The organism is Ruminococcus champanellensis 18P13 = JCM 17042 (assembly GCF_000210095.1).
Classification (GTDB): Bacteria; Bacillota; Clostridia; order Oscillospirales; family Ruminococcaceae; genus Ruminococcus_F; species Ruminococcus_F champanellensis.
The window spans coordinates 1578107-1604745 of sequence record NC_021039.1 but is presented as its reverse complement, the minus strand read 5'-3'; the positions used below and the strand labels follow the sequence as shown (position 1 = coordinate 1604745).

Genomic DNA, 26639 nt, shown 5'->3' with positions numbered 1-26639 from the left:
TATGAAAAACACAAGATACCTGACCACCATGGGGCTGCTGCTGGCTCTGGCATGCGGCATTTCCTTTCTGGAGACCCTGCTGCCTCTGCCCCTGCCCCTTGGGGTAAAACCCGGATTGTCCAGCATCGTTGTAATGTATGTGCTCCTGTTTCTGGATGCACCCTCTGCATGGCTTCTGACTGCACTCAAATCCGGTTTTGTCTTTCTCAACCGGGGCGTGACCGCCGGGATCATGTCCCTGTCCGGGGGCATCGTGTCCCTTTGCGTTATGCTCCTGCTGCTGCGGTTGCTGCACTGCTCCACCCTGCTGATGAGCATATCCGGCGCAATCAGTCACAACCTGGGGCAGTTGCTGGCAGCCATGCTACTGCTGCAGACCCCTGCGCTGGGGTTTCAGCTGCCGGTGCTGCTGCTTGCCGGCTGGATCGCCGGCACCGGCACGGGACTTTGCTTTCAGGCAATGCTCCCGGCGTTCCGGCGCATTGCAAGGCTTCAACGGAAGGGCTTCGGCTCCTCCGGAAAATAATACGGGCGGCATGCTGCCCGGAACTGGAGGTTACCATGAAAAGACTCAACGGCGTTCATCTTGCGCATAACAAGGGAACCGAGCACATTGCCTGTGTACAGCTGCCGCTGCCGGCAAAGGTGCGGATTCCCATGCTGATGAACATGGGCGCCCCCTGTACGCCTCTCGTCAAAGTGGGGGATCTTGTACAGGTGGGGCAAAAGATCGGGGATACGGAGGTTCCCTTCTCCGTTCCGGTGCATGCCAGTGTATCCGGCACCGTCACAGCCATTACAGAGATTCTGTCCGCCAACGGCAGTACCTGCAAGGCGGTGGAGATCGAACCGGACGGCAAGCAGACCGTTTCCCCGGAGGTGAAGCCCCCTGTATTCTCCGACCGGGCCGGCTTTGTGAAAGCAATCCGGGAAAGCGGTGCAGTGGGGCTGGGCGGCGCTGGCTTCCCCACTCACATCAAGCTGAATCCGAAAACACCCATTGACACTCTGGTCATCAACGGAGCGGAATGTGAACCCTACATCACCTCTGACTACCGGCAGATGGTGGAGGGACCCGAGGAGATCATTAACGGCATCAAGCTCATCATGGAGCAGCTGCAGATTCCCAGAGCCAAGATCGGCATCGAAAACAACAAGCCCCAGGCAGTGAAGGTTCTGGTGGAGCTTGCGGACAAGTATCCGGAGATCGAGATCGCCCCCCTGCCCACCACATATCCCCAGGGAGCAGAAAAGGTCATGATCTACAACACCACCGGCAGGATCATCAAGGAGGGGCAGCTGCCCTCTGATACAGGAGTCATCGTGCTGAACGTGTCCACCGTTGCCTTCCTGTGGCGGTATGCCCAGACTGGTATGCCCTTAGTGGAGCGGCGGCTTACCGTGGACGGGGATACAGTGAAAAAGCCCTGCAATCTGATCGTGCCCATCGGTACATCGGTTGCTGACGTGCTTGCCTACGCCCAGTGCGATATGGACAAGGTACGGATGCTCATCGGCGGCGGTCCCATGATGGGCATGTGCCTGTATACAGCGGATACCCCCATCGGCAAGCCCAACAACGCCATTCTGGCACTGGAGCATTACCAGGAGAATCCGGAAACCGCATGTATCCGCTGCGGCAGATGCATGCACGCCTGTCCCATGCGGCTGATGCCTACCGAGCTGGAAAAGGCATACCGCACCCGGGACGTGGCAGCCCTGCAAAAGCTGAAGCTGTCCCTGTGCATGAACTGCGGCAGCTGCACCTACGTCTGTCCCGCCGGTCGGCATCTTGCAGAAACCAACCAGCTGGCAAAGGCGCTGCTGCCCCGAAAAAAATAACAGGAAAGGACTGATACTGTGAATACACTGCTTGTTGCTCCCTCGCCCCATCAGAAGCATCCCATCACCACACAGCGCATCATGCTCTGCGTACTGGTGTCCCTGCTGCCCGCCGTCATCGCCGGAGGCTATTATTTCGGACTGCGTGCCATTTACCTGGTTCTGCTCTGTACCATCGGCTCCGTTGCCATGGAAGGCTGGTGCCGGATCCTCATGAAGCGCAGTCAGACCATCTCCGACCTGAGTGCAGCCGTGACCGGCATGCTGCTGGCGCTGAATCTGCCGGTGACCATTCCCGCCTGGCAGGCACTCATCGGCTGCTTTGTTGCCATCGTCATCGTCAAGCAGCTGTTCGGCGGTCTGGGACAGAATTTTGCCAATCCCGCCATTGTGGCACGGATCGTGCTGATGCTGTCCTTCACCTCCAATATGACCACCTGGGTGATCCCCCGGTACTGGAAGTCCGATTCTGACGTAATCACCGGTGCCACACCCTTGGTGACCGGCACTGCCTCCTACCGGGATCTGCTGCTGGGCAATACCGGCGGCTGCATCGGGGAAACCTGTGCCATTGCGCTGATCATTGGCGGCGTGTATCTGATGATCCGCCAGATCATCTCCCCCTCCACGCCCCTTGCCTTCATCGGTACGGTTGCCCTGCTGAATCTGATTGCCGGAAATGACGTGATATACCAGCTTCTCTCCGGCGGTCTGCTGCTGGGTGCCTTCTTTATGGCAACGGATTATGTGACCACCCCCATCACCTGGAAGGGTAAGCTGGTATTCGGCATCGGCTGCGGGGTTATGGCCTTCCTGATCCGCCAGTTCGGCGGCTATCCAGAGGGCGTGTCCTTCTCCATCCTGCTGATGAATATTCTGACCCCTTACATAGACCGCTTCACCATGACCCATCCCTTGGGTGCGGTCAAGCCGGCAAAGGAGGGAAAGAGCCATGCGTGAAAAAATCATGCCGCCTCTGGTGCTGACCCTGATCTGCGTCATCATCAGCGGTCTGCTGGTGCTTGCCAATGCTGCCACCAAGGATAAGATCGCCCAGGCACAGCAGGACAAGCTGAACACCAGCCTGGAAGCCCTGTTCGGGGAGGGAGAGTATACCCCGCTGGAGGATCTGCACTACGATGGAGTCACCCAGGTGATCCGCAGCGCAAAAAACGAGGCCATTTTCGAGATTACTGTGGACGGCTACTCCACCGACGGATTGCAGCTGCTCATCGGCATTGATCCGGAGGGCAAGCTGGCCGGCATCAGCTTTGTCAGCATCGGGGAAACCCCGGGTCTTGGCACCAAGGTGCAGGACGACAGCTTCCTGCGTCAGTTTATGGGCATCAGCTCCTCTGACTTTACCATGACGCCTGTCACCGGTGCCACCTACTCCTCCAATGGTATGAAGCACGCTGTGACCATTGCCATGGATACCTATACTGCAAACAAGGAGGCGATCCTCAATCATGGGTAATCTGAAGGAATTTACAAAGGGTCTGCTCAAGGAGAACCCCACCCTGGTGGGACTGCTGGGCATGTGCCCCACCCTAGCGGTCACCACCCAGGCGGTCAACGGTCTGGGCATGGGACTTGCCACCACCTTTGTACTGGTAGGCTCCAATCTGGTGATCTCCCTGCTGCGGAACGTGATCCCCAAATCCGTCAAGCTTCCCTGCTATATCGTCATCATTGCCGGGTTCGTGACCCTCATCGATTTTCTGATGCACGGCTTCGTGCCGGATCTTCACAGCGCCCTGGGCACCTTCCTGTCCCTGATCACCGTCAACTGCATCATCCTGGGCAGAGCGGAAATGTTCGCCTGCAAAAACAAGGTACTGCCCTCCGTTCTGGATGGTCTGGGTATGGGACTGGGCTTCACCTGTTCCCTGTTCACCATGGGCTCCATCCGGGAGATCCTGGGCACCGGCTCCTGGCTGGGGTTCCAGATCCCCGTGGACGTTCAGCCCATGAGCATTTTCATTATGCCTGCCGGCGGATTCTTTGTACTGGGCTGTGTGATCGCTGTGGTCAGCAAGCTCACGAAGAAAAAGCCGCCGCAGAAGATCGGCTGTGCCGGCTGCCCCAATGCGGCAAGCTGCGGTGCGAAGGGAGGGTGTGAAGAATGAGTCTGCTTTCCATTATGTTCGCTGCGGTATTCACCGACAACTTCGTGCTTTCCAAATTCATGGGCATCTGTCCCTTCCTGGGGGTTTCCAAAAAGCTCTCCTCCAGTCTTGGCATGGGAGCAGCGGTCATCTTCGTTATGGCATGTGCCAACGCCTGCACCTTTGCAGTATATCACCTGCTGCTGGAGCCATTCAATCTGACCTATCTGAAAACCATTGCATTTATTCTTATCATCGCCCTGTTTGTACAGCTGGTAGAGATCGTGCTGAAAAAACTGATGCCCCCGCTGTACCGGGCGCTGGGCGTATACCTGCCTCTGATCACCACCAACTGCGCCGTGCTGGGCGTCACCCTGCTGAACATTGACAACGGGTACAGCTTCCTGGAATCCACCGTCAACGCCGTATTTGTAGGCGTAGGCTTTACCCTGGCGCTGATCCTGTTTTCCGGCGTCCGCAGCAAGCTGGAGCATGCGGATATTCCGAAAACCTTCAAGGGCATCCCCAGCACGCTGATCGCTGCGTCCATCGTATCCCTCAGCTTCATGGCGTTTTCCGGCATGCTCAAATAATCAGAAAGGAGAATGACCGACAGGTCATGTGAGTCATTATGTCTTTTGAAACATATGTCCTTCCCATCCTGATCTTTGCGGTGCTTGGGCTGCTGGCAGGGGTGCTGCTTACGGTTGCAAGCAAGGTGTTCGAGGTCAAGGTGGACGAACGGATCGAAAAGATCTCAGAGGTTCTGCCCCAGGCAAACTGTGGTGCATGCGGCTTTGCGGGCTGTGGGGATTATGCCACCGCCATCGTGGAACAGGGTGCTGCCACCAACCTGTGCAAACCCGGAGGCATGGCAACCGCCGCACAGGTCAGCGGCATCATGGGCACCGAGGCAGAGGAAATGGTGCCGGAGGTGGCAGTGCTCCACTGTAACGGCGATTGCAATGCCACCCAGAAAAAGTTTGACTTCAACGGCATCCCCAGTTGCCAGGCTGCCAAGCGGTTCTACGGCGGAACCGGCGCATGCAGCTTTGGCTGTCTGGGCTATGGGGACTGCGTGCATGTATGCGACAACGACGCCATCTCCATCAAAGAAGGCATCGCCCATATTGAAGCTGCCCGGTGCGGTGCCTGCGGCAAGTGCGTCAAGGTCTGTCCCCAGCACCTGATCTCCATACGACCAGTAACCAAACACATCGATGTGCGCTGCTCCTCCGGCGAAAACGGAAAGCTCACCAAGCTGCACTGCAAGAACGGCTGCATCGGCTGCAAGATCTGTGAGAAGAAATGCATCAGCGGTGCCATCACCGTCACAGACTTTCACGCCAGCATTGACTATGCAAAATGCACCGGCTGCGGCGTCTGCTATGAAGCATGCCCGGTGGGTGCTATCACCAACTGCGAAAAATAAAAGTCTCCTTACAGCCGGATCTTCGGATCCGGCTGTTTTTATTTTATGCGTTGTTGATTTCCAGTTGCATTGTACATGTTGTATATTTTTAAATCGCTTTTTTAAATTATTCTTGATATTATCACAGATTTTCATAATTTATTCATATTTGTGTGCTATAATAATAATGCCTGAAGCTCTGATGAGCTCTGCAATATATGGATCCACAGGGAATCCAGATAAATGAAAGGGAGCGTTTATCATGAACCACAGTCTACACAACAAAATCCGGGCAGTTGCCATCAGTGCAGCCATGCTGACCGGCACATTAGCAACCCCCACCATGCTGGCATTCAGCAATGTATATGCCGCTGACAAAACCATCTCCGTCAACAAAAGCTACGCCTGTAAGGAGGGTGACAACACCTACACCGTAAACACAGCCTCTCTGTGCGGCTCCGGTGAAACACTGACCTCCATTACCTGCGTGTTTGAAGCGCCGATTTCTTCCGGTTCCTTCTCCGGCGGTCTGGGCATCGGCGTTACCAAGGATTATTCTCCGGAGTACTGGTACCAAGGCGAATCCTTCAAGCAATCCTTCACCTCCTCCACCTTTACCGTAGTGTATGAGATCCCGAAGGAGGTTCAGCCCTACGTCAATACCACTGCAACCACCAATATCGGCATGTACTACTGCGGTAATTCCGCCACCACCGGTTCCGTAAAGCTGATCTCCGTAACCGGCAACACCAGCGGCAGTTCTACAACGGATCCTACCAAGCCGGAATCCACCGCAAGAAAAAGCGGTACCTGTTCCTTTGTGGACAACAAGGACGGCACGGCTACCATCTCATCCACGCTGACCGCTTCTGTGGAAGATCTGGATATCACCCTGACCCAGGGCTATGATGAAGACTACTATCTGGATGCTGAAACCGGTGAATCTACATATAAGGAAGGCGACCCCCTCAACAGCCATAAAATCACATACAAAGACTTTGGCATCAGTGACCTTTCCGATCTGACCCTGGAATCCTTCACCTTTATTCTGGAGTCTGATTCAGATATGGGTACTGTTATGTACGGCGGCGGCATGAATGTAGCAGCCCAGTCTCCGGCAGATACAGAGTACATCAATGGCAAGGAAGGCTTCTGGTACAACGACCACGGCCCGGAGGATGAAACCGACTATGGCTTTGAAATTGGCAGAGGCACTACCCTGGACAGTGTTGGAAAGTACCAGGAAGTAACCTGGGAGATGCCCGAAACCGTCCGGGAAAATGCTACCACAGCCGGAAATGATGCCGTTTCCATCCAGTACTGGCATGGCGACAACGAAAGCATCAAGCTGACCGGCGCCACCTGCACCTACACCCAGACTGTAACCGTTCCCTATACCGGCACTGCAACCGCAAAGCCGAATGTCAAGTTGACCGCCGGGGACGATACCACCAATGCAGCACATATTGACCTGGCAGATCTGGATCTGACCAACAATGATACCATCCAGGCAATCAAGTTCACCGTTTCCGCAGGCACGGATATCGGCAAATTTGTAGGCGCTTTCGGCATTTCCGTAGATGAAACGCTGGACGAAACCATGTGGTACCAGGGCAACAACTTCGTCATTTCGGATGCAGGCAAGAACATCGAGATCATGTGGATCCTCACGCCTACCGTCAAGAACAATGTAAACGTAGAGTACGGCAATACCATGCTGGGCTTCTGGTATGGAAACGATGTGGACACCATTACTCTGGATTCTGTGGATGTTTACTACTACAGTGAGCCGGAAGTGACTACAACTACCACTACTACCACAACAACTGCAACCACGACGACTACCACGACCACCACAACCACCACCGAACCGGCACCGATTGCCTCCTTGTACGGCGATGTGGACTGCAACGGCAAGGTTGAGATCAACGATGTGGTTCTTCTGTCCCGTTATGTTGCACAGGATGCTACCGCAAAGGCTCTTTCCGCTGAGGGCTTGCTGAATGCAGACTGTTACTATGACGGCACCATCGATTCCGGTGACATCACCGCCATCGCACGTTACCTGGCTCATCTGATCGATGCTTCCGAGCTTGGTCCGCAGGCATAACATCAGTTCACGAATCACTGTTGAAAGAGCGATGCTTCTGCATCGCTCTTTGTTTGTTTTGAACAAATTATTTTTGGTTCAATTGTACATTCTATCTATATTCAACGTATAATTCATGGAAAGTTCAAATTATATATGCTGTTTATTCATTTATGAACGAATGGCATCATGTATAATAGATTTGTATATTACAGCTTTTCATGTTGTATAATCAGAAGGGAATGATTGAATATGCACGCAAAATCCAAGCTGCAGCGTAAATTAAAAACAACTGCATTGAGTGCAGCCATGGCCGTATCCGCCATTGCCGCTCCTCTCGCCTCAATGCCCGCTATGACCGCATCCGCCGGTGATACCGACAACTACGCAAAGCTCCTGCAATACTCCATGTATTTCTATGACGCCAATATGTGCGGTTCCCAGGTAGCCGAGAAATCCGGTATGACCTGGCGTGGCAACTGCCATACCAGCGACAGCGTAGACTGTGGTTTTCACGACGCAGGTGACCACGCCATCTTCGGATTGCCCCAGGGCTACACCGCTTCCACCCTTGGCTGGGGGTACTACGAGTTCAAGGACTCCTATGACAGTCTGGGACTGACGGAGCACTACAGAACCATCGCAGATTACTTTGCAGCCTTCTTCAAGAACAGCACAAAGCTCAGCGGTGATTCCGTGTCCAGCTTCTGCTATCAGCTGGGAGACGGCAATGTGGATCACAGCTACTGGAACACACCGGAGGCACAGGAACAGCAGCAGGGCGTTCAGAAGGAATACTGGACCAGTTCGACCGCAAGTGACATTGCGGCGGAATATGCTGCGGCATTGGCAATCAACTACATCAACTTTGGCAATGAGGAAGATCTGAAGTACGCAAAGGCTCTGCTGAACTATGCAACCCGGGTAAACTCCGTTGCAACGGACGGCCCCAACGGCTTCTATGGCTCTGACGACTATAAGGATGATGTAGCATGGGCGGCAGGCTGGCTGTACCTGGCTACCAAGGACACCACCTATCAGAACATCATGAACCAGAATATTCCCCAGTATATTGGCTGGGTACACTGCTGGAACAACGTTTCCCTGGGCGCACACATTGTCAAGGCTCACATTACCGGCGACTGGTCTATGGTAAACTCCTACATCGACGGCAAGGTGAATTCCACCTCCAACTCCTACTACTTCCAGAACGCCTGGGGATCCTGCCGCTACAATACCGCACTGCAGCAGTGTGCACTGGCTGCAACCAAAAACTCCAGTGCAGACTACTCTGCATGGTGCAAGTATCAGATGACCTATATTCTGGGGCAGAATCCGGCAAACAAGTGCTTTGTGGTTGGCTTTGCGGACAATTCCGCCAAGTATCCTCACCATAGAGCCGCTTCCGGACTTACCAACTGGGATGAGTTCAACAACAGCGGCGGTGTGTGCCCCAACGGTCATGTGCTGATAGGCGCTCTTGTAGGCGGTCCCACGGATCAAGGCGGTTCTTATGTGGACTCCGTCAAGGATTATCAGGCAAATGAGGTTGCCTGCGACTACAATGCAGCACTCAGCGGCGCAGCAGCAGGTCTGTATTCTATTTACAAGACCGGTTCCACCGTTACTTCCATCGAAGGCGTAAAGCCCTTCACTTTGACTCCCGGCGGCGAGACCACTACCACCACAACAACAACTACCACAACGACCACTACAACGACAACAACTACTACCACTACTACCACTACAACAACTGCTCCGGAGGCTACCACATCCGCAACCACTACAACCACTATAGTGCCCCAGCCCATCCCGGCTAGCAAGTATGGGGATGTGGACTGCAACGGTGTCATCGAGATCAACGATATTGTACTTCTGTGCCGGTATGTGGCGCAGGACAGCACCCTTCCGAACCCGCCCACAGAATATGGACTTGCCAATGCAGACTGCGTTCGGGACAACAGCATTGACTCCGGTGATATCACCGCAATTTCCCGTTACCTGGCGCATCTGATTGAAGAATCCGATCTGGGACAAACCCCATAACAGCAAGGGCATCACTTTGGTGATGCCCTTCTTTTTTCATGCAGCGATGGGATACGATGGGATACGATGGGATACAAAAAAAGAGGATACCCTTTGGTATCCTCTTTTGCTTCACTATGCTTATTCTTCATTATTGCGTTCTGCATCGATCCAGACTGTGTAGGATCCGGATGCCCAAACCTTGCTGTAATCCGGCGCAGTCACCGTTACTTCATGCTCAAAGGACGCATCCTTCACGGAATAGCCGGTCAGATCCGCCGTCACCAGCAGATCCTTTTCGGTCAGATCCTTGATATCCTCCTCAGGACCGATCACTGTGATACTCAAGCTCCTGGTCACTACGCTGTACTTGTAGGAGGAGGGCGCATTCACCACCGGAATATCTGTTACCCGGATGGTCTTACTTGCAAGCCCTTCTGTATCCAGCGCAACCTGCACTGTGGTGATGCCGGACAGGTTGTTGAACTGTCCGCGGGTATCAATTTCAAAGGTTTTCTGATAATGGAGATCAACGGTGCTTAAAACAATGGAACCCAGGTTCCAGCTGGTCAGATCCTTAATGTTGCTGTTCTGCGCAGCCAATGTGATCTCATCCATACTGAATTTCAGCCGATTCCGCAGGAACTCCGTATCAAAACCGGTAGGCACATAGGTCAGACTCACATCCAAGGGCAGCGTCACCTTGGTGAACACCGGCACCTTTACATTAAAACCGTTGCCAATGGCAAGCTGCAATGCGCTCTGGTCGATCTCCGCACCGTCTTTGTCGTAAAGCATCACATTTGTACAGTTGGTAAAGGTGTAGGTACTGCTCAGTTCCATGGTATCCGGCACATTGACCACCGCATGGTCAATCAATTCCAGCGTGGTTGCCGGCCCGGTAATGCTCAGCTTTTCCGGTGTGCACTCTATTCCCTGGGTATCCAGCGTCAGATTTTCCGCCGCCGTCACATTTGGCAGACTCGCCTGCACTGGGATATCGTGCACGGTCTGGATCCGGTCAAAGGTTACGTCAATGGTTTTGGGACTCTGGGAATCCACCGTAAACGCCACACCTTCCGGATTGGTCACCAGAATGGACAAGGTGTACTCTCCGGCCTCCGTGATGCTCTGCGGAATCACCGCCTCAGCCACCAGGTTTTCCGCCGTAAAGCTGCCGATCTGGGATCGGCTCCCGGTAATGGTCACATCCACCTTCACCTGATCCAGATCCTCGGTAATGATGCTCAGTCCATTTTCCTCCGCCGCCGTATCTGCCAGAGAAATGGTCAAGGGAATGTCCCGGATAGTCTTGGGGGTGGTGGGATAAATGGTCACAGAAATCAGAAACCAGGCGAAAATCGCAATGACCGCTGAGTACACCAATGACCGGAATTCATTCCGGATCAGCCAGCTGATCTTCCTTTTCAGAGAACGAAATACATTCATTTCCCATCGCCTCCTTTTGCGAGCTTCTCCCTGCGGAAGGGATTCTTCCGGGGCTTGCGGCTCCAGCTATCAGAGGGATTGGGCAAAATCTGCTCCATCAAATGCTGCTTCAGCTTGTCCTTGGTATAATCCCGCACCAGCACACCATTCTCCGCAACGGAGATCTGACCGGTTTCCTCGGAAACCACCACGACGATGGCATCGGAGACCTCGCTCATACCAATGGCAGCCCGGTGCCGGGAGCCGAGCTTTTTGTTGATCAGCTCCTCCTTGGAGGGCTTGGGCAGGAAGCATGCCGCCGCCAGGATCTCTCCGTCCCGCATAATAACTGCGCCATCGTGCAGGGGGGTCTTTGGGTAGAAGATGTTTCCGAACAACTCCTTGCTGGGAGCCGCATGCATAACGGTACCCGTATCAATCTGCTCACCCAGCTTGGTCTGGCGCTCGATGACGATCAAGGCACCGGTGCAGGTGGAGGAAAGCTCCGCACAGGAGTCACAAATGGCGTTGATGGCGTGGCTCCATTTGGAAGTTACCTCATCCACGGTTTCACCCAGACCGAACAACCGGACACCCAGTTGGGTTCTGCCCACCTTCTCCAGTGCCCGCCGCAGCTCCGGCTGGAACATGACGATCAGTGCCACCAAGCCGATATCCAGCATCCTGTCGATGATATAGGTGATTGCCTTCAGCCCTATGTTCTTGCTGATCAGGTATGCAATGATAAACAGGATAATCCCCTTGATCAGCTGACCGGCTCTGGTTTCCCGCATCAGTTTGATAAACAGATAAACCAGATAGGTCAGTAGAACCATATCCACAATATCAATTGGAGTGATGGACAAAAGCACGTTCCATGCAGAATTCAGCGCATCCTTTATAGAATCGTACATGCTTGCAAACATCCAGTCTCACTCCCTTCGATTATGTAGGAGGGTCGCCCCTCCTTTGTGCGCATATGCACGTATATCCCACAAGATCTGTACGGTATTACCTATTTTATATTATAGCACAACGGCCCTCGCATTTCAAGAACTGTATTTCAGTTTCCTGCGATTTTTTTCAGTTGTTCTACCAATCCATCCACTTCGGATTCCCGATTGAACACGGAGGGCGCAAACCGCACCGTACCATCCCGGGTGCCCAGACTGGTATGGGCAAGGGCAGCACAGTGGTACCCGGCACGAAGACAATAGCCCTGCATGCTCAGCAACTCTGCCACCTGCTCCGGCTGTCGCTGTGCAAGATTGAAGGACAGCAGAGGCACATAGGATGCTGCCGGATCCCGATAGATCACCGCACCGGGAATCCTCTCAAGTCCCGCCTGAAGCCGTCGGCACAGTCCGCTTTCATAAGCATGAATCCGTTCCAGACCCAGCCGCTGCAAAAAGCGGATGCCTGCCCGCATGGACGCTGCCCCAATGGTATTGACCGTACCGCTTTCCAACGCATCCGGCAGAAAATCCGGTTGGGACAGATCCAGAGAGGTGCTGCCGGTGCCCCCCTGCATCAGAGGACGGATCTTGACACTCCCGTCGGTCATCAGCAGCCCCGTGCCAGGCGCTCCGTACAAGCCCTTATGTCCGGCGGTACAGAGAATATGGAATCCATCCTCCAGCGCAACCGGCAGAATGCCGCAGACCTGGGCGCCGTCTCCGATGCAGCAGATACCCCGCTCCCGGCACAGCTTTGCCAGGGCACGCCAGGGCAGCACCTGTCCGGTCACGTTGCTGGCAAGGGTGAATACCATAGCCTGGGTGCGTGACGTAATAAGGCTCCGGAAGGATTCCACCGTCCGGGCATCCTCCGGATACACATGTGCAACGCTGTAGGTGATCTTCCCTGCCCGGGCAAGCGCCTCCACCGGTCTTGCCACAGAATTATGCTCCAGATCGCTGATGATAAAATGACCGCCCCGCCGGGCAACGCCCTGAATCGCAAGGTTCAGCGCATGGGTACAGTTGCTGGTGAAGATCACATTTTCCGGCTGAGCGCCGAAGAAATTTCCCACTGTTTCCCGGGCGGCATATACCGCCTCTCCTGCCGCCATGGACAAGGGATGACCGCCCCTGCCCGGATTGCCTCCCTGCTTTTCCAGCGCATAGCTGACCGCAGCATACACCTCCGGAGGCTTGGGAAAGGTGGTTGCCGCATTATCAAAATTGACCGGCTGCGCCATACCTACTCCTCCGTATAACTGAGAAATGGCACAGCGCTTTGCTCCAGCAGCCGCAGCACAGAAGCCGCACCAGCCTGCACCTGCAAGCTATAGCCGCAGCCCTGGGCATTGCCCTGCTTGGTCTTGTGTACCTGTGTATGATAGCCTGCCGCCTGTAATACCTTCTGTCCCTTCATAGCATGTGTCAAAGACGGCATCGCAATGGTCGTGGTCATAGGGATCACCTCACTCATAGGATTGACATGCCCATATACAGGAATGCCATTACTTCATCCTATGCGTTTCGACAGAAAATGCTACCGGGATCCCGTCACTCCTTACAGCTCCGTCAGCAGCACCACACAGTGGGCAGCAATCCCCAGCTTTTCGCCGGTAAAGCCCAGTTTTTCCTCTGTGGTGGCTTTCACGCTCACATCCTCCCGGTCAATCCGGCACACATCTGCAATTCGTTCCTGCATGGCAGGAATAAAGGGCGCCAGCTTGGGTGCCTGTGCCAGAATGGTGGCATCCAGATTGCCGATCCGGTAGCCCTTGTCCCGGATCAGATCATTTACAAATTCCAGTAGCTTCATGCTGTCTGCCCCGCTGTAGGTGGGATCATCGTCCGGAAACAGATGCCCGATATCTCCCAGTGCCAGCGCACCCAGCATGGCGTCCATCAGGGCATGCACCAGTACGTCTGCGTCCGAATGTCCCAGCAGACCCTTATCGTGGGGGATCTCTACGCCGCCCAGAATCAGCTTGCGCCCCTCTGTCAGCCGATGTACGTCATATCCGTGTCCAATTCTCAGTTTCATGCCTGTTCCTCCTGCTGTTTCAAAATTGCCTGTGCGATTGCCGCATCCTCCGGTGTGGTGATCTTGATGTTGGTGTAATCCCCCACCGTCATGTATACCTTGCCTCCGATGGCCTCCACCAGCTGACAGTCATCCGTAAAGTCCAGCCCGTGCTCCAGGGCGAAATCCACCCCTTCAAAATACAGTCGGCGGCGGAACACCTGGGGAGTCTGGGTCAGATACAGGGTATGCCGGGGAGGCGTATCCGTAATCAGCCCATCGCTGACTGCCTTAATAGTATCCTTCACCGGTGCCCCAAGGGTTGCACCCCCGAACACCCTTGCATCATGAATGGTTCGTTCGATCTGCTCCGGCTTCACCAAAGGCCGTGCCCCATCGTGAATGGCAACATACTCTGTGCTTCTGGACAGTTTTCGCAGTCCGTTCTGCACGCTTTCCTGTCGGGTATGTCCCCCTATGGTGATGGCGGTCAGTTTTTGAATGCCAAGCCGTTCTGCGGTCTGTTCGATCTCCTGCCGGTCACAATCCCGGCACACCAGGATGATCTCCGCCACACTGGGGCATGCTTCAAAGGCACGCATGCTCATGCCGATCACGTTGGTATCCCCCAGAGGCAGCAGGATCTTGTTAACCCCCTGCATCCGGGTGGCATTCCCTGCGCAAACGATAATTGCCGATGTATCCAATGCAATGCTCCTTCCTTCACAGGGCAACACCGCACATTTCTTATACAGCGCTGCCATAGAAAATCCGCAGAAGCTGCCTCCTGCGGATTTTGCAGATTTTGTATTACTCATCCCCGAAGGAGACGCCAATGTGCTTTGCGGTCATAACCAGCTCCCCCTTGGGATCCACAAACTTGGTCAGTCCTGCGATATCCGCCAGCTTGTTGGAGGTCACCTTGCCGCCAACAATGGCAACAGAACGGCCATAACGCTCCTGTGCGATCAGCTTTGCCGCATGCACACCCAGCTTTGTGGCAAGCAGACGGTCATAGGCATTGGGACTGCCGCCCCGGAGCATATGTCCCGGTACGCATACCCGGGTGTCAATGCCCGTGGATGCCTGCACCTGTGCCGCAATCCGGCTGGTGGCAGTCAGAATCCCTGCTTCTGCACGCTTCTGAGCACGCTGCTTTTTCTTCAGCTTGGCTTCCTCCACGTCAAATGCGCCCTCAGCCACTGCCATAATGGAAAAGCTCTTACCGTTTGCCGCACGCTTCAGCAGTGCCTCGCAGACCTTTTCAATGTCATAGGGGATCTCCGGAATCAGGATAATATCCGCACCGCCGGCAATGCCTGCGCTCAGGGTCAGCCAGCCAGCCTTGTTCCCCATGACCTCACACACCAGGATCCGGGAATGGCTTGCTGCCGTGGTATGCAGCCGATCAATGGCATCCGTGGCAATATCCACTGCGGTCTGATAGCCGAAGGTCACATCCGTGCCATAAATATCGTTGTCGATGGTCTTGGGCAGACCGATCACGTTCAGCCCCTCCTGTGCCAGCAGGTAGGAGGTCTTGTGGGTGCCGTTGCCCCCAAGGGTCAGCAGGCAGTCCAGCTTCTGCTTTTTGTAGGTTTCCTTCATATTCTTGACCTTGTCCACGTTGTCCTCCCCGATGACGGTCATCATCTTGAAGGGCTGCCGCTTGGTACCCAGAATGGTGCCCCCCTGGGTCAGAATACCGGAAAAATCCGAGGGATTCATATCCCGGCATAGGTTGTGGATCAAGCCATAGTAACCGTTGGAGATCCCCACGATCTCTACCTTGTCCGTACCGAACTGCTGGAAGCATGCCTTGGCAACGCCCCGAATGGTGGCGTTCAGTCCGGGGCAGTCCCCGCCGCTTGTTAAAATACCAATTCTTTTCATGATCGATTCCGGTTTGCCGGAAAGCAAACCATCCTCCCTTCCTGTATTTTTTCTGCCCATGCAGATGGGATTCTGATCAAGTCAATGCCAGCAGGATCGAGAAATACTGAAAGATGCTGCCGGCAATGACGAACAAATGCCAGATAGAATGCATATACCGGGATTCCTTCATCTGATAGAACAAAACACCACCCGTGTAGAGTACCCCGCCGATCACCAGAAATACCATGGGCAGCGTACCGATCACCTGCCACAGGGGCTTGATGGCAATGAGGATCACCCAGCCCATGGCAATGTAGCAGATCATGGACAGCTTCTGGAACCGGCGCAGACTGATGGAGGAAAAAACGATTCCCACAATAGCCGCCGCCCAGACGATGCCGAACAAAGTCCAGCCCAACGCCCCGCCCAGACACGCCAAAGTATATGGGGTATAGGTGCCGGCGATCAGCAGATAGATGGTCACATGGTCAAACACCCGGAACACGGCTTTTGCCTTTTCGTTGGCAAGGGCGTGATACAGGGTGGACATGGTGTACAGGATAATCAAAGTGGTGCCGTAAATGGCGGAACTGACTGCTGCAACGCTGTCGCCCAGCTGATGACATCTGACCAGCAGTACCACGCAGCCCGCCACAGAAAGCAGGGCGCCGATGCCGTGGGTAATGGCGTTGAACAATTCCTCACCCAGTGTGTATTTGCGTCTGAGAAAGTCCATGTTGATTCCTCCTTGCAATCAGTAAACCTGGCGCTCTGTCACATTACGCCGCATAAATTCCTCAATCTCCTTGGGGGGCATGGGCTTGCCATACAGATAGCCCTGGGCATTGTCACAGCCGGCGATCCGCAGCAGCCTTGCCTGCTCCGGGTGCTCGATGCCCTCCGCAATGGTTTCAATATGCTTGGACTTGGCAATGCGGATCACCGCTGCCACAATCTCTCTTGCAATCTCATCCTGCTCCAGATTCACCACAAAGCTGCGATCCAGCTTCAACAGGGTAATGGGCAATACCTGCAAATAGCTCAGTGAGGAGTACCCGGTACCGAAATCGTCCATCGCCAGACGCACGCCCATGGCACGCAGCTGGTGCATCTGCTCCAGTGCCATATCCAGATCCTTCAGAGCCAGGGATTCCGTCAGCTCGATCTCCAGCCACTGTGCCTCCAGACCAGTCCGTGCCAGAGCTTCATACACTGCCTCGCACACGTTGGTTTGATAGAAATCCGCCGAAGTCAGGTTGATGGACATGATGATATTGGGCAGTCCCATCCGCTGCCAGATCCGGTTCTGCTCACATGCCTCGGACAGAACATAATCGCTGATTTTCCGGATCAGCTGGGAGGTTTCCGCAATGGGCACAAAGCTGCCTGGCTGCACCACCGTGCCGTCCGGCCGGATCCAGCGGATCAATGCCTCCACACCGATAATCCTGCCGTTGGTCAATGCGATCTTGGGCTGATAGTACAGCCGCAGTTCCCCATTGTCAATGGCATCGGACAACTGCTTTTCCAGCTCGCTCTCCCCTACAATGGTATCATGCATACTACTGTTGTAGCCTACCACCGTGCCCTTCCGGTGCTCCGCAGAGGACAGGGCAAATTCCGCATGCTCCAGTACCTCCGCAAAGGATTCACCGTCCTGGGGCATCCGGGAATAGCCGGCGGAGCAGGTCAGCGCCTTGGCGGAAAGCTCCGTCATACCCAACTGGGCAAGATCCGCCTGGATCCGTTCCATGGTCTTGACCGGCAGCTCCTCATCCCCGTAATCCCGGAGGATCAGCGCAAAGTTGTCCGCAGAGATCCGGGCACCAAAGCCCCCGAAGGACAGATACTTATACATAATGTGGGCAAAATCCTGTAAGGTCTTGTTGCCGCATTCGTAGCCGTAGGCATCATTCACCAGGTGGAACCGGTCAATGTCCAGCACCATGACAAAGTAGGTAATCCCCAGCTCCAGGGAACATACATAGGTCTCCTGTCCCATAAGCATCAGCTTGTTCCGGTTGGAAATGCCCGTGACCTCGTCCACATAAGCCAGCCGCTCGATCAAAGCGTCCTTTTCCTTTTCCGTGTCCATGTTGATGAAGGAGCCGCCGATGATGGGGGTATCCGCCCCAACCAGCTTTGCCGCCTTGTAGCGATAGTTGTACCAGTGATATTCCCCGTCCGCCGAACGAAGCCGCAGCTCCATGGAGTGGATCTGATCCTCCGGATCCTCCTGCATCTGGGGTAGCCGCTCCACACTGCGCATAAAGGTGTCGTAGATCACCGTGTCATTGGGATGCACCATCCGCCGGAAGGCAGCGAAGGATACAGAGGCTTCATCCAGCCCAAGCATGCGCTGCAGCTCCGGAGAAATGAAATACTTGTCCCCCTGGGTCAGCAGAATGCCGATCTCTGACAGCTCCATGGACAGGGAATACCGCCATTCAGAGGCTGCCAGCTGATTGGAGAACATCTCGATCTCCGACTGCATCTGCCGGGTCTCCGTCACGTTCACCCCGATGGTCATGAACAGGCAGGTGTTTTCCGTCTGCTGCATGCCGGAGGTGCTCCAGACCATGGTGACCGCCTGACCGCTGCGGGTATGGATCACAAACTCTGCATTCCGGCTCCGGAGAATATCCTGAATGTCCTGCTCCTTCCAGTCCTGCCGCTCAAACAGTGCCGGGAACTGCTCTTTTGTAAGGGTCTCCCCCTCTGCAAAGCCCAGCACCTGTCGCAGGCTGTCATTGATCCGGATATGCTCCAGGGCATTGTCCCACAGCAATGCCGGCGTGTTGATATTGTCAATAAAATAGGCAATGCGGCGGCGGTTGGCTTCCATCGCCCGGGCAGAGCTGCTCTGCCAGTACACGGTCAGCGCCACGCTGAGCACTGCCACCACCAGTACATATGAAGTAAAAATTAAAAATGCATCCTGCCGGTTCATAGCCGCATAGGCAATGACGATACCGGTGGCAAGGGTAAAAACCCCCTCACAGATCAACCATCTTTTTCTTTTCAATGCTATCCTGTCCTAACCGGATCTGCGCTGTGCGCATTCCCCTGACTCTCCGCTTCCGATGCGGAGGACGCCCCATTTATATATACATTGATTATACCAAAAATGCACGCAAATGTCAATGATTCCGCTTCAAATCCTGGCTGTTTGTGCAAACTGCTCAAGAATTCTCCCGGAATCTTTTTTTGCCCGTCACAGTTTTTTCACAAGGGCTTGATATACTGGCATCAGTATGGTATGATACAAGCAGCAAACCAAGAAAGGAGTGCGGCTCAACAGGGCACGCAGACAAGCTTATGAAACGGTTACTGATCGTGGACGACGAGGCCAACATCCGGCTGGTCGTCAAGGAATACGCAGAATTTGAAGGCTATGAGGTTGCAGAGGCAGAGGACGGTATGCAGGCAGTGGAATTGGTCAAGAGCCAGGACTTTGATGTAATCATCATGGATATTATGATGCCCCGTCTGGACGGTTTTTCCGCATGCAAGGAGATCAAAAAGTATAAAAACATTCCGGTCATCATGCTTTCTGCCCGGGGTGAGGAATACGACAAGCTGTTCGGCTTTGAGCTGGGCATTGATGACTATGTGGTCAAGCCCTTCTCCCCCAAGGAGCTGATGGCACGGGTCAAGGCAGTCATCAAGCGCAGCGAGCATGCGGCACCCGCCAACCCGGACCGGCTGAAATTCGAGGGACTGGAAATCGACATGGCTGGCAGAGAGGTCTATGTAAACGGCAAGCGGGTATCCATGACCCCCAAGGAGTACGACCTGCTGTTCTACCTGGTAAAAAACAGCAACATTGCCCTGACCCGGGACAAGCTGCTGGAGGAGGTCTGGGGCTATGACTTTTTCGGAGACGACCGGACGGTGGATACCCACATCAAAATGCTCCGGAACAGCCTGGGAGAATACCGGAAATTCATTGTAACCCTCCGGGGAATGGGGTATAAGTTTGAAGTTCGCTGAACGGCACCGCCGGACAGGCGGCGAAAGCATGGCACTGCACTTCTGGTGTTATTTTATGTTCTTCATCCTGGTGGTATTTCTCCTGCTGTGGGGATTCCAGATCATCTTTCTGGAAAAGTTCTATGACCGGATGAAGACATCGGACATCCAGAAGGTTGCCGCCCATATGTTGAACATTTACGGCACGGAGAACTACGAAGAAACCTACGATGAACTTGCCTATGACAACGATCTGTGCATCGTGGTGGTGGACAAGTACTACCGGACGGTATATTCCAAGGATCTGATGGGCAACGCCTGCCTGGTGCACGGCTTTGCCAACTACACCAGTGCCTTTATCTCACAGATCCGCTCCAGCAAGACCGGCACCATCTGCGGAGATATCATGAACGAACACATCCGCACCAATACTCTGGTGTACGGTACGGTGATCGGCACCATGGACAATCCCAAGGGCTATCTGCTGCTGAATACGCCACTGGTGCCGGTAGGCTCCACGGAAGCCATCATCAAGCGGCAGCTGCTGATCATCTCTGCCATTCTGCTGATGCTGGGTCTGCTGCTGTCCATTTATCTGTCCCGCCGGCTGGCACGACCCATTGCAAGCCTGACCAAATCCGCCAAGCAAATGGCAAAGGGCAACTACAACGTGCAATTTGACGGGGGCAGCTACCTGGAGCTGCAGCAGCTGGCAGGGGCGCTGACCTATGCGGCACAGGAAATCTCCAGAGTGGATACCCTCCAGCGGGATCTGATCGCCAACGTGTCCCACGATCTGCGCACGCCGCTGACCATGATGAAGGCATATGCGGAAATGATCCGGGATCTGAGCGGAGACAATCCGGTAAAGCGTGCGGAGCATCTGAATATCATCATTGAAGAAACCGATCGGCTGGCACTGATGGTCAATGACATTCTGGATCTGTCCAAGCTGGAAAGCGGCGGACTGGCGCTGACCCCCTCCACCTTCGGCATCCGGGCAAAGCTGTCGGAAATCATCGACCGGTATCGGGGGCTGTCCGCCAAAACCGGCTACCACATCCACTTTACGCCGGACGAAGAAACCATGGTCACCTGCGATGCAGGAAAAATCGAGCAGGTGATCTGCAACCTGATCAACAACGCCGTCAATTACACAGGCCCGAACAAGCAGATCTTTGTCCGGCAGATCAACACTCCCAACGGCGTCCGCATCGAGGTGCAGGACACCGGTGCAGGCATTGACAAGGAGAATCTGCGAATGATCTTTGACAAGTACTACCGCAGCGAAAACCACAAGCGGGAGGTTGTGGGTACCGGCTTGGGACTGTCCATCGTGAAAGCCATTATGAAGCTGCACAATTACTCCTACGGCGTGGACAGCACCCTTGGGAAGGGCTCCACCTTCTGGTTTGTGATCCACCAGGATAAAAAGGAGGAAACGCATCATGCAGGGACTGGAAGCCATTGAGGGCATGGAGCTTCTGTACCGGACGCTGCCCCCGGACTTACAACACTGGCACTGCTTTGGCAAAATCCTTTCTCTCACATACGGTACCCGCTTTGACGAGAGCCGACTGGAGGAAATTCCGGTGCTTTCCATGCTTCTGACCCATCAACAGGGAAAATACCGGATCCGGCTGACCTTGTACAACATTTCCGGTACCGTCAGCTTTGATGTCGCAAACGGCTTCTTCAGCGGACTCACCATTGACGATTTTGCCAATTGCGGCTATGAAGCAGACAGCCGGTTTCGGGTATCCTCCCTGGAACAGAATCTTGCCTTTACAATCTACTGTGCCCGGATCCGGGCAGAACTCCTTTCGTAAGACAGCGCCGTCCCCCATGGGACGGCGTTTTTTCTGCATCCGCCAAAATAAAGTGACAAAATTCTTTTTTCCTCTTGCTTTTTATACGCAAACAGGGTAAAATAGAAATGATATGATTTCATACAGAGATTAGGACTGGAGGAAATAAGAAAATGCCGATTAAGTACGTATTCGTCACCGGCGGTGTGGTTTCCGGACTTGGAAAGGGCATCACTGCCGCTTCCCTGGGACGTTTGCTCAAGGCCAGAGGCTATAAGGTCACCATTCAGAAATTTGACCCGTATATCAACGTGGATCCGGGTACCATGAGCCCCTATCAGCACGGCGAGGTATTCGTCACCGATGACGGTGCGGAAACAGACCTGGATCTGGGGCACTACGAGCGCTTTGTAGATGAAAACCTGAGCGTAAACTCCAACGTGACCACCGGCAAGATCTACTGGAATGTACTGAACAAGGAGCGCCGGGGCGATTACCTGGGCGGCACAGTGCAGGTCATCCCCCACATCACCAACGAGATCAAGGAAAAGATCTACAGGGTGGGCAAAGCCACCTCTACTGACGTGGTCATCACGGAAATCGGCGGCACAGTGGGCGATATCGAAAGTACCCCCTTCCTGGAGGCGATCCGTCAGTTCGTCACCGAAGTAGGCAGAGAAAACGCCATGTACATCCATGTAACCCTGGTACCCTTCATTGCAGGCTCCAATGAGCTGAAATCCAAGCCCACCCAGCATTCCGTCAAGGAACTGCTCTCCCTGGGTATCCAGCCTAACATCATCGTATGCCGCACGGAAATGGAGATCCCGGAGGAGATGGCTGAAAAAATCAGCCTGTTCTGTAATGTGCGCCGGGAGGATATCATCCAGAATACCACTGCGCCTTCCCTGTATGAAGTGCCTTTGATGCTGGAAAATGAGGGACTTGCAAATGCTGTGTGCCACCATCTGCATCTGGACAACCCCAAGCCGGATCTGCACGAGTGGATCGAAATGGTGAACCGGCAGAAGAATGCCCACAAGGAAGTGACCATCGGTCTGGTGGGCAAGTACGTTGCCCTGCCGGATGCATATCTGTCCGTTGCAGAGGCACTGCGGCACGGGGGCATCGTCAATGATGCAAACGTGAAGATCCTCTGGATCAATTCTGAAGAGATCACAGCGGAAACCGCCGACGGCATGCTGAACATGTGTGACGGCATCATCGTACCCGGCGGCTTTGGCGACCGGGGCATTGAGGGCATGATCGAAGCGATCCGCTATGCACGGGAGCATCAGATCCCCTTCTTTGGCATCTGCCTGGGCATGCAGATGGCGGTGGTAGAATTCGCACGCAATGTGGCTGGTCTGACCGATGCAAATTCCTCCGAATTCACACCGGACGGCAAGAACTGCGTCATCGACATTATGGACGACCAGAAGGATATCACCGACAAGGGCGGTACCATGCGACTGGGTCTGTACCCCTGCAAGCTGGCACCGGATTCCCTGTGCGCAAAGCTTTACGGGGATCCGCTGATTTACGAGCGGCATCGGCACCGTTGGGAATTCAACAACAGCTACCGGGAGCTGCTCACCCAGAAGGGATTGTCCATCGCAGGGCTCTCTCCGGACGAGCGGCTGGTGGAGATCATCGAGCTGAAAAACCATCCCTGGTTCATCGGCGTACAGTTCCACCCGGAATTCAAGTCCCGTCCCAACAAGCCCCAGAAGCTGTTCGCAGACTTCATTCGGGCATCCCTGGCAAACAAGGAAAAATAAAAGCAGCGGTATCATCCAATGGGGTGATACCGCTTTTCGTTGCTTAATAAAAATCAAATTCTGCAATCTGGGACAGATTGATCTGAAGCCGGGAGAACCGGTTTCCTGCATAATCCAGCTTGGGAGAGCAGCAAGCCAGCAGTTCCGCATCCTCCGAGCTTGCCAGGGGCAGCCGTAGCTGCCAGCCCGCCTCCCCTTGCTCCAGTGTGCCACCGAACACGCTGCAATACCGACGGATCAGATACGCCTCTGAATCCAGGGGATTTCCCGGATGCAGCGGTTCCAGCTTGTCATGCCGCACCCGGTGTGCCGGCTTTTCCGGTGCATCCGCTTCTGCCGGCAGCATGGAAATACAAAGCTGCTCCCGCTGACACACTGCACGGATGCGCAGGGAGGCACATGGACCCGAGCCACAGCTCAGCAGCAGCATGGACTGGATGCAGGCAGAAAAACGCTCCGGATCCGATACAATGTATACCGGCTCTGTGTCCTCCAGAGTCACCTGCATATGTCCCTGTAGCAGCTCCGTACATGCCTGGGCAAATTCCTGCAAAAAAGCGCACACGTCAATGCGGACACGCTGCACAGGCGCTTCCGCATACCGGAGCAGCTCCGTGGTATGCGCCGTACTCCGCAGCAGGCGGAAGCAGTTGCTGATGCCCACATTCAACAACTCCCGAGCCGGTTCATCCTGATTGATGCGGAGCCGCTGGGCAAGCTGTCCGCTGACTGCGGTAATCCCGGATACCGCCTGGCGAATGGTGCCGGACTGATTTTCTAAAAATTCCCGGATCATGCTGTCATGGAGGAATGCCGCAAATACATCCTCTCCTGCCATCTGGATCACCAGCAGATCCTTTGCCTGATCCTCCGGATCCGGATACCGCAGCAGGCTGTAGGAATACGTCAGTCCATCCAGGGTACAGGTATATCTGCCGCTGCACAGCCGCATGCCCCGATGAGATCGGAGCAGCTTTCCAATGTCCAGATCCCGGAACGCCCCCGGCAGACTGTCATGGCTGCACCACAGCACCTGGCAGGACAGGTCTGCGATCCACACATATTGATGGGAGTGTTTGAAAATATCCTGCAGCACAGCCAGCTGCGTCCTTTGTTGTTCTGTCTGCATCATGACCCCTCCATGTTATTGTACATGTATGTATTATACAATATTTTCTCCCATTTGTACACCACTTTTTTCAGATTCTCCGCAATTGTCGCTTTTGCACAAAAAGCACACTTGAAACAATGGATTTCCTTGCAGAATGCAAATGCACCGAAAAATAATAGTTATTTTCCTGACAAAGCACTTGAAAAATGCGCCCGGATGGTGTATAATAGAACCATAAAATATTAGGAGGTACATTCCAATGGCAGTTAAAGTAGCAATCAATGGTTTTGGCCGTATCGGCCGTCTGGCTTTCAGACAGATGTTCGGCGCTGAGGGCTATGAGATCGTAGCAATCAACGATCTGACAGACCCCAAGATGCTGGCACAGCTTCTCAAGTATGACACCGCTCAGGGCGGTTACTGCGGCAGAATCGGCCAGGGTCTCCACACTGTAGAGGCAGGCGAAGGCTGCATCATCGTTGATGGCAAGAAGATCACAATCTACGCTGAGCCGAAGGCAGCTGAGCTGCCCTGGGGCAAGATCGGTGTTGACGTTGTACTCGAGTGCACCGGCTTCTACTGCTCCAAGGAGAAGTCCCAGGCTCACATCGATGCAGGCGCAAAGAAGGTTGTTATTTCCGCTCCCGCCGGCAACGATCTGAAAACCATCGTATTCTCCGTAAACGAGAACACTCTGACCAAGGATGACACCATCATCTCCGCTGCATCCTGCACCACCAACTGCCTGGCTCCCATGGCAAAGGCTCTGAACGACTACGCTCCCATCCAGAGCGGTATCATGAGCACCATCCACGCTTACACCGGCGACCAGATGATCCTGGATGGTCCGCACAGAAAGGGCGACCTGAGAAGAGCAAGAGCAGGTGCTGCAAACATCGTTCCGAACTCCACCGGTGCTGCTAAGGCAATCGGCCTGGTAATTCCGGAGCTGAACGGCAAGCTGATCGGTTCCGCACAGAGAGTTCCGGTTCCGACTGGTTCTACCACCATCCTGACCGCAGTTGTTAAGGGCAAGGACGTAACCAAGGAAGCAATCAACGCTGCTATGAAGGCTGCTGCTTCTGAGTCCTTCGGCTACAACGAGGATCAGATCGTTTCTTCCGACGTAATCGGCATGAGATACGGTTCTCTGTTCGATGCTACCCAGACCATGGTTGCACAGATCGCTGAGGATCTGTACGAGGTTCAGGTTGTTTCCTGGTATGACAACGAGAACTCCTACACCAGCCAGATGGTTCGTACGATCAAGTACTTCGCAGAGCTGGGCTAATCGTTTTACGATTGCAAAACGCCGTTTCTTTCGGGAAACGGCGTTTTCTTTTTATATGGATGAAACATAATACATCGCTCAACAAGGAGGGAAAAATGCATACAGCATCTGAAAAGAGTTTTTATGAGATCAAAGAGATCAATCAGAATGGGATTACTTTTACAAACGGCGAAAAAATCGTTTTTCAGGCGTGCATCAAACAAGGCAGCAACGGTAAAACTTGTATCGCAGAAAGGGATCTATTTGCCCAACCTCCTTATTTTCTGTTTTTTACTGCTGATAGACCCACCAAAATTCTTTTCAACAAAAAAGGCATATTCTCAAAATCTGAAAACCGGAAGCATTTTCGAGAACTGCAAAGGATGATAATCGAATTTGGCTATTCATCGTACGATTTAGGTTGATGCATCCCATTTATGCCCAAATGTCATATGCAAATAAGCCCGGAAGCAGTTCAATCAAACCACTTCCGGGCTAAATACTTCTAATCTGCGCCGACACGTTTTATTTGTCTGCAAGATCCTCCGCAAGGTGCGCCGCTTTGATCATAATGGCACACTCCAGCCGCTTTTTCTGAAGCTGACAGGAGAACTTGTGGGCATTGTGGATATCCCCCGCATACTGGTAGTTGTTGGCGTTACATCCGCCGCTGCAATAAAATTTTGCCCAGCACTGCTTACATTCCGGTTTGGTGTATACATGCGCCGCAGCAAACTCCGCCTTGATATCCAGATTAAAGGTTCCCTCATCCAGGTTCCCCATCTTGTATTCTTCCATGCCTACAAACTGATGACACGGGTAAATATCTCCGTCCGGCGTGATGGCAACATACTCATTGCCGCAGCCGCAACCCCGCAGCCGCTTGATGGCGCAGGGGCCCTGATCCAGGTCGATCATAAAGTGGAAGAAGTTGAACCGCTTT

At 54.0% G+C, this 26639-nt stretch carries 26 protein-coding genes; 15 read left to right on the top strand and 11 right to left on the bottom strand.

The genetic code is table 11. The features are described 5' to 3' along the window. Position 1: 1 nt before the first annotated feature. The 9 genes from RUM_RS07075 (at position 2) to RUM_RS07035 (ending at position 9496) form a co-directional block, all read left to right on the top strand. A complete protein-coding gene (locus tag RUM_RS07075; protein WP_015558468.1) occupies positions 2-526 on the top strand; it encodes a Gx transporter family protein in 525 nt (174 codons plus the stop codon). 35 nt (positions 527-561) lie between these two features. Continuing rightward, on the top strand, positions 562-1842 hold the full coding sequence (gene rsxC / locus RUM_RS07070; protein WP_015558467.1) for an electron transport complex subunit RsxC: 1281 nt from the start codon (positions 562-564) through the stop codon (positions 1840-1842). A gap of 18 nt (positions 1843-1860) precedes the next feature. After that, positions 1861-2802 (top strand): RnfABCDGE type electron transport complex subunit D, encoded by a 942-nt coding sequence (locus RUM_RS07065; RefSeq protein WP_041326333.1) that lies wholly within the window; start codon positions 1861-1863, stop codon positions 2800-2802. After that, positions 2795-3319, top strand: coding sequence for an RnfABCDGE type electron transport complex subunit G (locus tag RUM_RS07060; protein ID WP_015558466.1), 525 nt, complete (start codon positions 2795-2797; stop codon positions 3317-3319). Before RUM_RS07065 ends, RUM_RS07060 begins: the two co-directional genes overlap by 8 nt. Then, positions 3312-3971 carry an electron transport complex subunit RsxE gene (rsxE, locus tag RUM_RS07055; RefSeq protein ID WP_015558465.1) on the top strand — a complete coding sequence of 220 codons (660 nt, stop codon included), beginning with the start codon at positions 3312-3314 and terminating at the stop codon, positions 3969-3971. Before RUM_RS07060 ends, rsxE begins: the two co-directional genes overlap by 8 nt. Beyond that, positions 3968-4543: an electron transport complex protein RnfA gene (locus RUM_RS07050; RefSeq protein ID WP_015558464.1), complete on the top strand. Its 576-nt coding sequence runs from the start codon at positions 3968-3970 to the stop codon at positions 4541-4543. Before rsxE ends, RUM_RS07050 begins: the two co-directional genes overlap by 4 nt. Before the next feature lie 38 nt (positions 4544-4581). After that, positions 4582-5382 carry an RnfABCDGE type electron transport complex subunit B gene (locus RUM_RS07045; protein ID WP_015558463.1) on the top strand — a complete coding sequence of 267 codons (801 nt, stop codon included), beginning with the start codon at positions 4582-4584 and terminating at the stop codon, positions 5380-5382. A gap of 241 nt (positions 5383-5623) precedes the next feature. Then, positions 5624-7471, top strand: a complete 1848-nt coding sequence (locus RUM_RS12660) for a DUF5620 domain-containing protein (RefSeq protein ID WP_015558462.1) — start codon at positions 5624-5626, stop codon at positions 7469-7471. Positions 7472-7702: 231 nt separating this feature from the next. Beyond that, on the top strand, positions 7703-9496 hold the full coding sequence (locus RUM_RS07035) for a glycoside hydrolase family 9 protein (protein ID WP_015558461.1): 1794 nt from the start codon (positions 7703-7705) through the stop codon (positions 9494-9496). A gap of 120 nt (positions 9497-9616) precedes the next feature. Here RUM_RS07035 and RUM_RS07030 read toward each other — a convergent pair whose 3' ends face one another. The 9 genes from RUM_RS07030 to RUM_RS06990 all read right to left on the bottom strand — a co-directional run bounded on the left by RUM_RS07030 (position 9617) and on the right by RUM_RS06990 (position 18779). Continuing rightward, positions 9617-10924 (bottom strand): CdaR family protein, encoded by a 1308-nt coding sequence (locus RUM_RS07030; protein ID WP_015558460.1) that lies wholly within the window; start codon positions 10922-10924, stop codon positions 9617-9619. Further along, positions 10921-11817: a diadenylate cyclase CdaA gene (gene cdaA / locus RUM_RS07025; RefSeq protein WP_041326682.1), complete on the bottom strand. Its 897-nt coding sequence runs from the start codon at positions 11815-11817 to the stop codon at positions 10921-10923. The genes RUM_RS07030 and cdaA overlap by 4 nt, the downstream gene beginning before the upstream one ends. Positions 11818-11966: 149 nt before the next feature. Further along, complete coding sequence (locus RUM_RS07020; protein ID WP_015558458.1) at positions 11967-13103, bottom strand: aminotransferase class V-fold PLP-dependent enzyme; 1137 nt, start codon at positions 13101-13103, stop codon at positions 11967-11969. A gap of 2 nt (positions 13104-13105) precedes the next feature. Next, on the bottom strand, positions 13106-13336 hold the full coding sequence (locus RUM_RS07015) for a putative Se/S carrier-like protein (protein WP_081460017.1): 231 nt from the start codon (positions 13334-13336) through the stop codon (positions 13106-13108). Between the two features lie 84 nt (positions 13337-13420). Next, on the bottom strand, positions 13421-13900 hold the full coding sequence (ispF, locus tag RUM_RS07010; RefSeq protein ID WP_015558456.1) for a 2-C-methyl-D-erythritol 2,4-cyclodiphosphate synthase: 480 nt from the start codon (positions 13898-13900) through the stop codon (positions 13421-13423). Beyond that, positions 13897-14586: a 2-C-methyl-D-erythritol 4-phosphate cytidylyltransferase gene (gene ispD, locus RUM_RS07005; protein ID WP_041326680.1), complete on the bottom strand. Its 690-nt coding sequence runs from the start codon at positions 14584-14586 to the stop codon at positions 13897-13899. Before ispD ends, ispF begins: the two co-directional genes overlap by 4 nt. 103 nt (positions 14587-14689) lie before the next feature. Further along, positions 14690-15775, bottom strand: a complete 1086-nt coding sequence (locus RUM_RS07000; protein ID WP_041326679.1) for a 6-phosphofructokinase — start codon at positions 15773-15775, stop codon at positions 14690-14692. A 73-nt stretch (positions 15776-15848) separates the two neighbouring features. After that, entirely contained in the window at positions 15849-16490 is a 642-nt protein-coding gene (trhA, locus tag RUM_RS06995) for a PAQR family membrane homeostasis protein TrhA (RefSeq protein WP_015558454.1), read from the bottom strand. Between the two features lie 18 nt (positions 16491-16508). After that, a complete protein-coding gene (locus RUM_RS06990) occupies positions 16509-18779 on the bottom strand; it encodes a putative bifunctional diguanylate cyclase/phosphodiesterase (protein WP_147645589.1) in 2271 nt (756 codons plus the stop codon). A gap of 293 nt (positions 18780-19072) precedes the next feature. On the opposite strand from RUM_RS06990, the gene RUM_RS06985 reads away from it, so the two are divergent. From RUM_RS06985 to RUM_RS06970, 4 genes are all read left to right on the top strand, one after another. Further along, positions 19073-19747 carry a response regulator transcription factor gene (locus RUM_RS06985; protein ID WP_015558452.1) on the top strand — a complete coding sequence of 225 codons (675 nt, stop codon included), beginning with the start codon at positions 19073-19075 and terminating at the stop codon, positions 19745-19747. Positions 19748-19775: 28 nt separating this feature from the next. After that, the gene (locus RUM_RS06980; RefSeq protein ID WP_015558451.1) at positions 19776-21197 is read left to right on the top strand and encodes a sensor histidine kinase; all 1422 of its coding nucleotides are present in this window, start codon (positions 19776-19778) and stop codon (positions 21195-21197) included. Further along, on the top strand, positions 21175-21555 hold the full coding sequence (locus RUM_RS06975; RefSeq protein ID WP_015558450.1) for a hypothetical protein: 381 nt from the start codon (positions 21175-21177) through the stop codon (positions 21553-21555). Before RUM_RS06980 ends, RUM_RS06975 begins: the two co-directional genes overlap by 23 nt. Positions 21556-21707: 152 nt before the next feature. Then, on the top strand, positions 21708-23315 hold the full coding sequence (locus RUM_RS06970; RefSeq protein WP_015558449.1) for a CTP synthase: 1608 nt from the start codon (positions 21708-21710) through the stop codon (positions 23313-23315). Positions 23316-23358: 43 nt separating this feature from the next. On the opposite strand, the gene RUM_RS06965 is transcribed toward RUM_RS06970, so the two are convergent. Then, positions 23359-24447 (bottom strand): HAMP domain-containing histidine kinase, encoded by a 1089-nt coding sequence (locus RUM_RS06965; protein ID WP_147645588.1) that lies wholly within the window; start codon positions 24445-24447, stop codon positions 23359-23361. Positions 24448-24685: 238 nt separating this feature from the next. Here RUM_RS06965 and gap point away from each other — a divergent pair, with 238 nt between their 5' ends. Together gap and RUM_RS06955 are read left to right on the top strand one after the other, a co-directional pair. Beyond that, entirely contained in the window at positions 24686-25717 is a 1032-nt protein-coding gene (gap, locus tag RUM_RS06960; protein ID WP_015558447.1) for a type I glyceraldehyde-3-phosphate dehydrogenase, read from the top strand. A gap of 95 nt (positions 25718-25812) precedes the next feature. Continuing rightward, positions 25813-26121 (top strand): hypothetical protein, encoded by a 309-nt coding sequence (locus tag RUM_RS06955; protein WP_015558446.1) that lies wholly within the window; start codon positions 25813-25815, stop codon positions 26119-26121. Between the two features lie 100 nt (positions 26122-26221). Here the strand turns inward: RUM_RS06955 and RUM_RS06950 are convergent. Then, the coding region (locus tag RUM_RS06950; protein ID WP_147645651.1) for an SPASM domain-containing protein at positions 26222-26639 on the bottom strand (418 nt) is incomplete at its 5' end.

Bases quoted from the DNA above. Each gene is read 5' to 3' on its own strand.
- cdaA (WP_041326682.1), bottom strand. From the start codon at position 11,817: ATGTACGATTCTATAAAGGATGCGCTGAATTCTGCATGGAACGTGCTT.
- RUM_RS06970 (WP_015558449.1), top strand. From the start codon at position 21,708: ATGCCGATTAAGTACGTATTCGTCACCGGCGGTGTGGTTTCCGGACTT.
- RUM_RS06980 (WP_015558451.1), top strand. From the start codon at position 19,776: ATGGCACTGCACTTCTGGTGTTATTTTATGTTCTTCATCCTGGTGGTA.
- trhA (WP_015558454.1), bottom strand. From the start codon at position 16,490: ATGGACTTTCTCAGACGCAAATACACACTGGGTGAGGAATTGTTCAAC.
- gap (WP_015558447.1), top strand. From the start codon at position 24,686: ATGGCAGTTAAAGTAGCAATCAATGGTTTTGGCCGTATCGGCCGTCTG.
- RUM_RS07020 (WP_015558458.1), bottom strand. From the start codon at position 13,103: ATGGCGCAGCCGGTCAATTTTGATAATGCGGCAACCACCTTTCCCAAG.
- RUM_RS07030 (WP_015558460.1), bottom strand. From the start codon at position 10,924: ATGAATGTATTTCGTTCTCTGAAAAGGAAGATCAGCTGGCTGATCCGG.
- RUM_RS06975 (WP_015558450.1), top strand. From the start codon at position 21,175: ATGCAGGGACTGGAAGCCATTGAGGGCATGGAGCTTCTGTACCGGACG.
- rsxE (WP_015558465.1), top strand. From the start codon at position 3,312: ATGGGTAATCTGAAGGAATTTACAAAGGGTCTGCTCAAGGAGAACCCC.
- RUM_RS07045 (WP_015558463.1), top strand. From the start codon at position 4,582: ATGTCTTTTGAAACATATGTCCTTCCCATCCTGATCTTTGCGGTGCTT.
- RUM_RS06965 (WP_147645588.1), bottom strand. From the start codon at position 24,447: ATGATGCAGACAGAACAACAAAGGACGCAGCTGGCTGTGCTGCAGGAT.
- RUM_RS07075 (WP_015558468.1), top strand. From the start codon at position 2: ATGAAAAACACAAGATACCTGACCACCATGGGGCTGCTGCTGGCTCTG.
- RUM_RS06955 (WP_015558446.1), top strand. From the start codon at position 25,813: ATGCATACAGCATCTGAAAAGAGTTTTTATGAGATCAAAGAGATCAAT.
- RUM_RS07015 (WP_081460017.1), bottom strand. From the start codon at position 13,336: ATGAGTGAGGTGATCCCTATGACCACGACCATTGCGATGCCGTCTTTG.
- RUM_RS07035 (WP_015558461.1), top strand. From the start codon at position 7,703: ATGCACGCAAAATCCAAGCTGCAGCGTAAATTAAAAACAACTGCATTG.
- RUM_RS07050 (WP_015558464.1), top strand. From the start codon at position 3,968: ATGAGTCTGCTTTCCATTATGTTCGCTGCGGTATTCACCGACAACTTC.
- RUM_RS07060 (WP_015558466.1), top strand. From the start codon at position 2,795: ATGCGTGAAAAAATCATGCCGCCTCTGGTGCTGACCCTGATCTGCGTC.
- rsxC (WP_015558467.1), top strand. From the start codon at position 562: ATGAAAAGACTCAACGGCGTTCATCTTGCGCATAACAAGGGAACCGAG.
- RUM_RS12660 (WP_015558462.1), top strand. From the start codon at position 5,624: ATGAACCACAGTCTACACAACAAAATCCGGGCAGTTGCCATCAGTGCA.
- RUM_RS06985 (WP_015558452.1), top strand. From the start codon at position 19,073: ATGAAACGGTTACTGATCGTGGACGACGAGGCCAACATCCGGCTGGTC.
- ispF (WP_015558456.1), bottom strand. From the start codon at position 13,900: ATGAAACTGAGAATTGGACACGGATATGACGTACATCGGCTGACAGAG.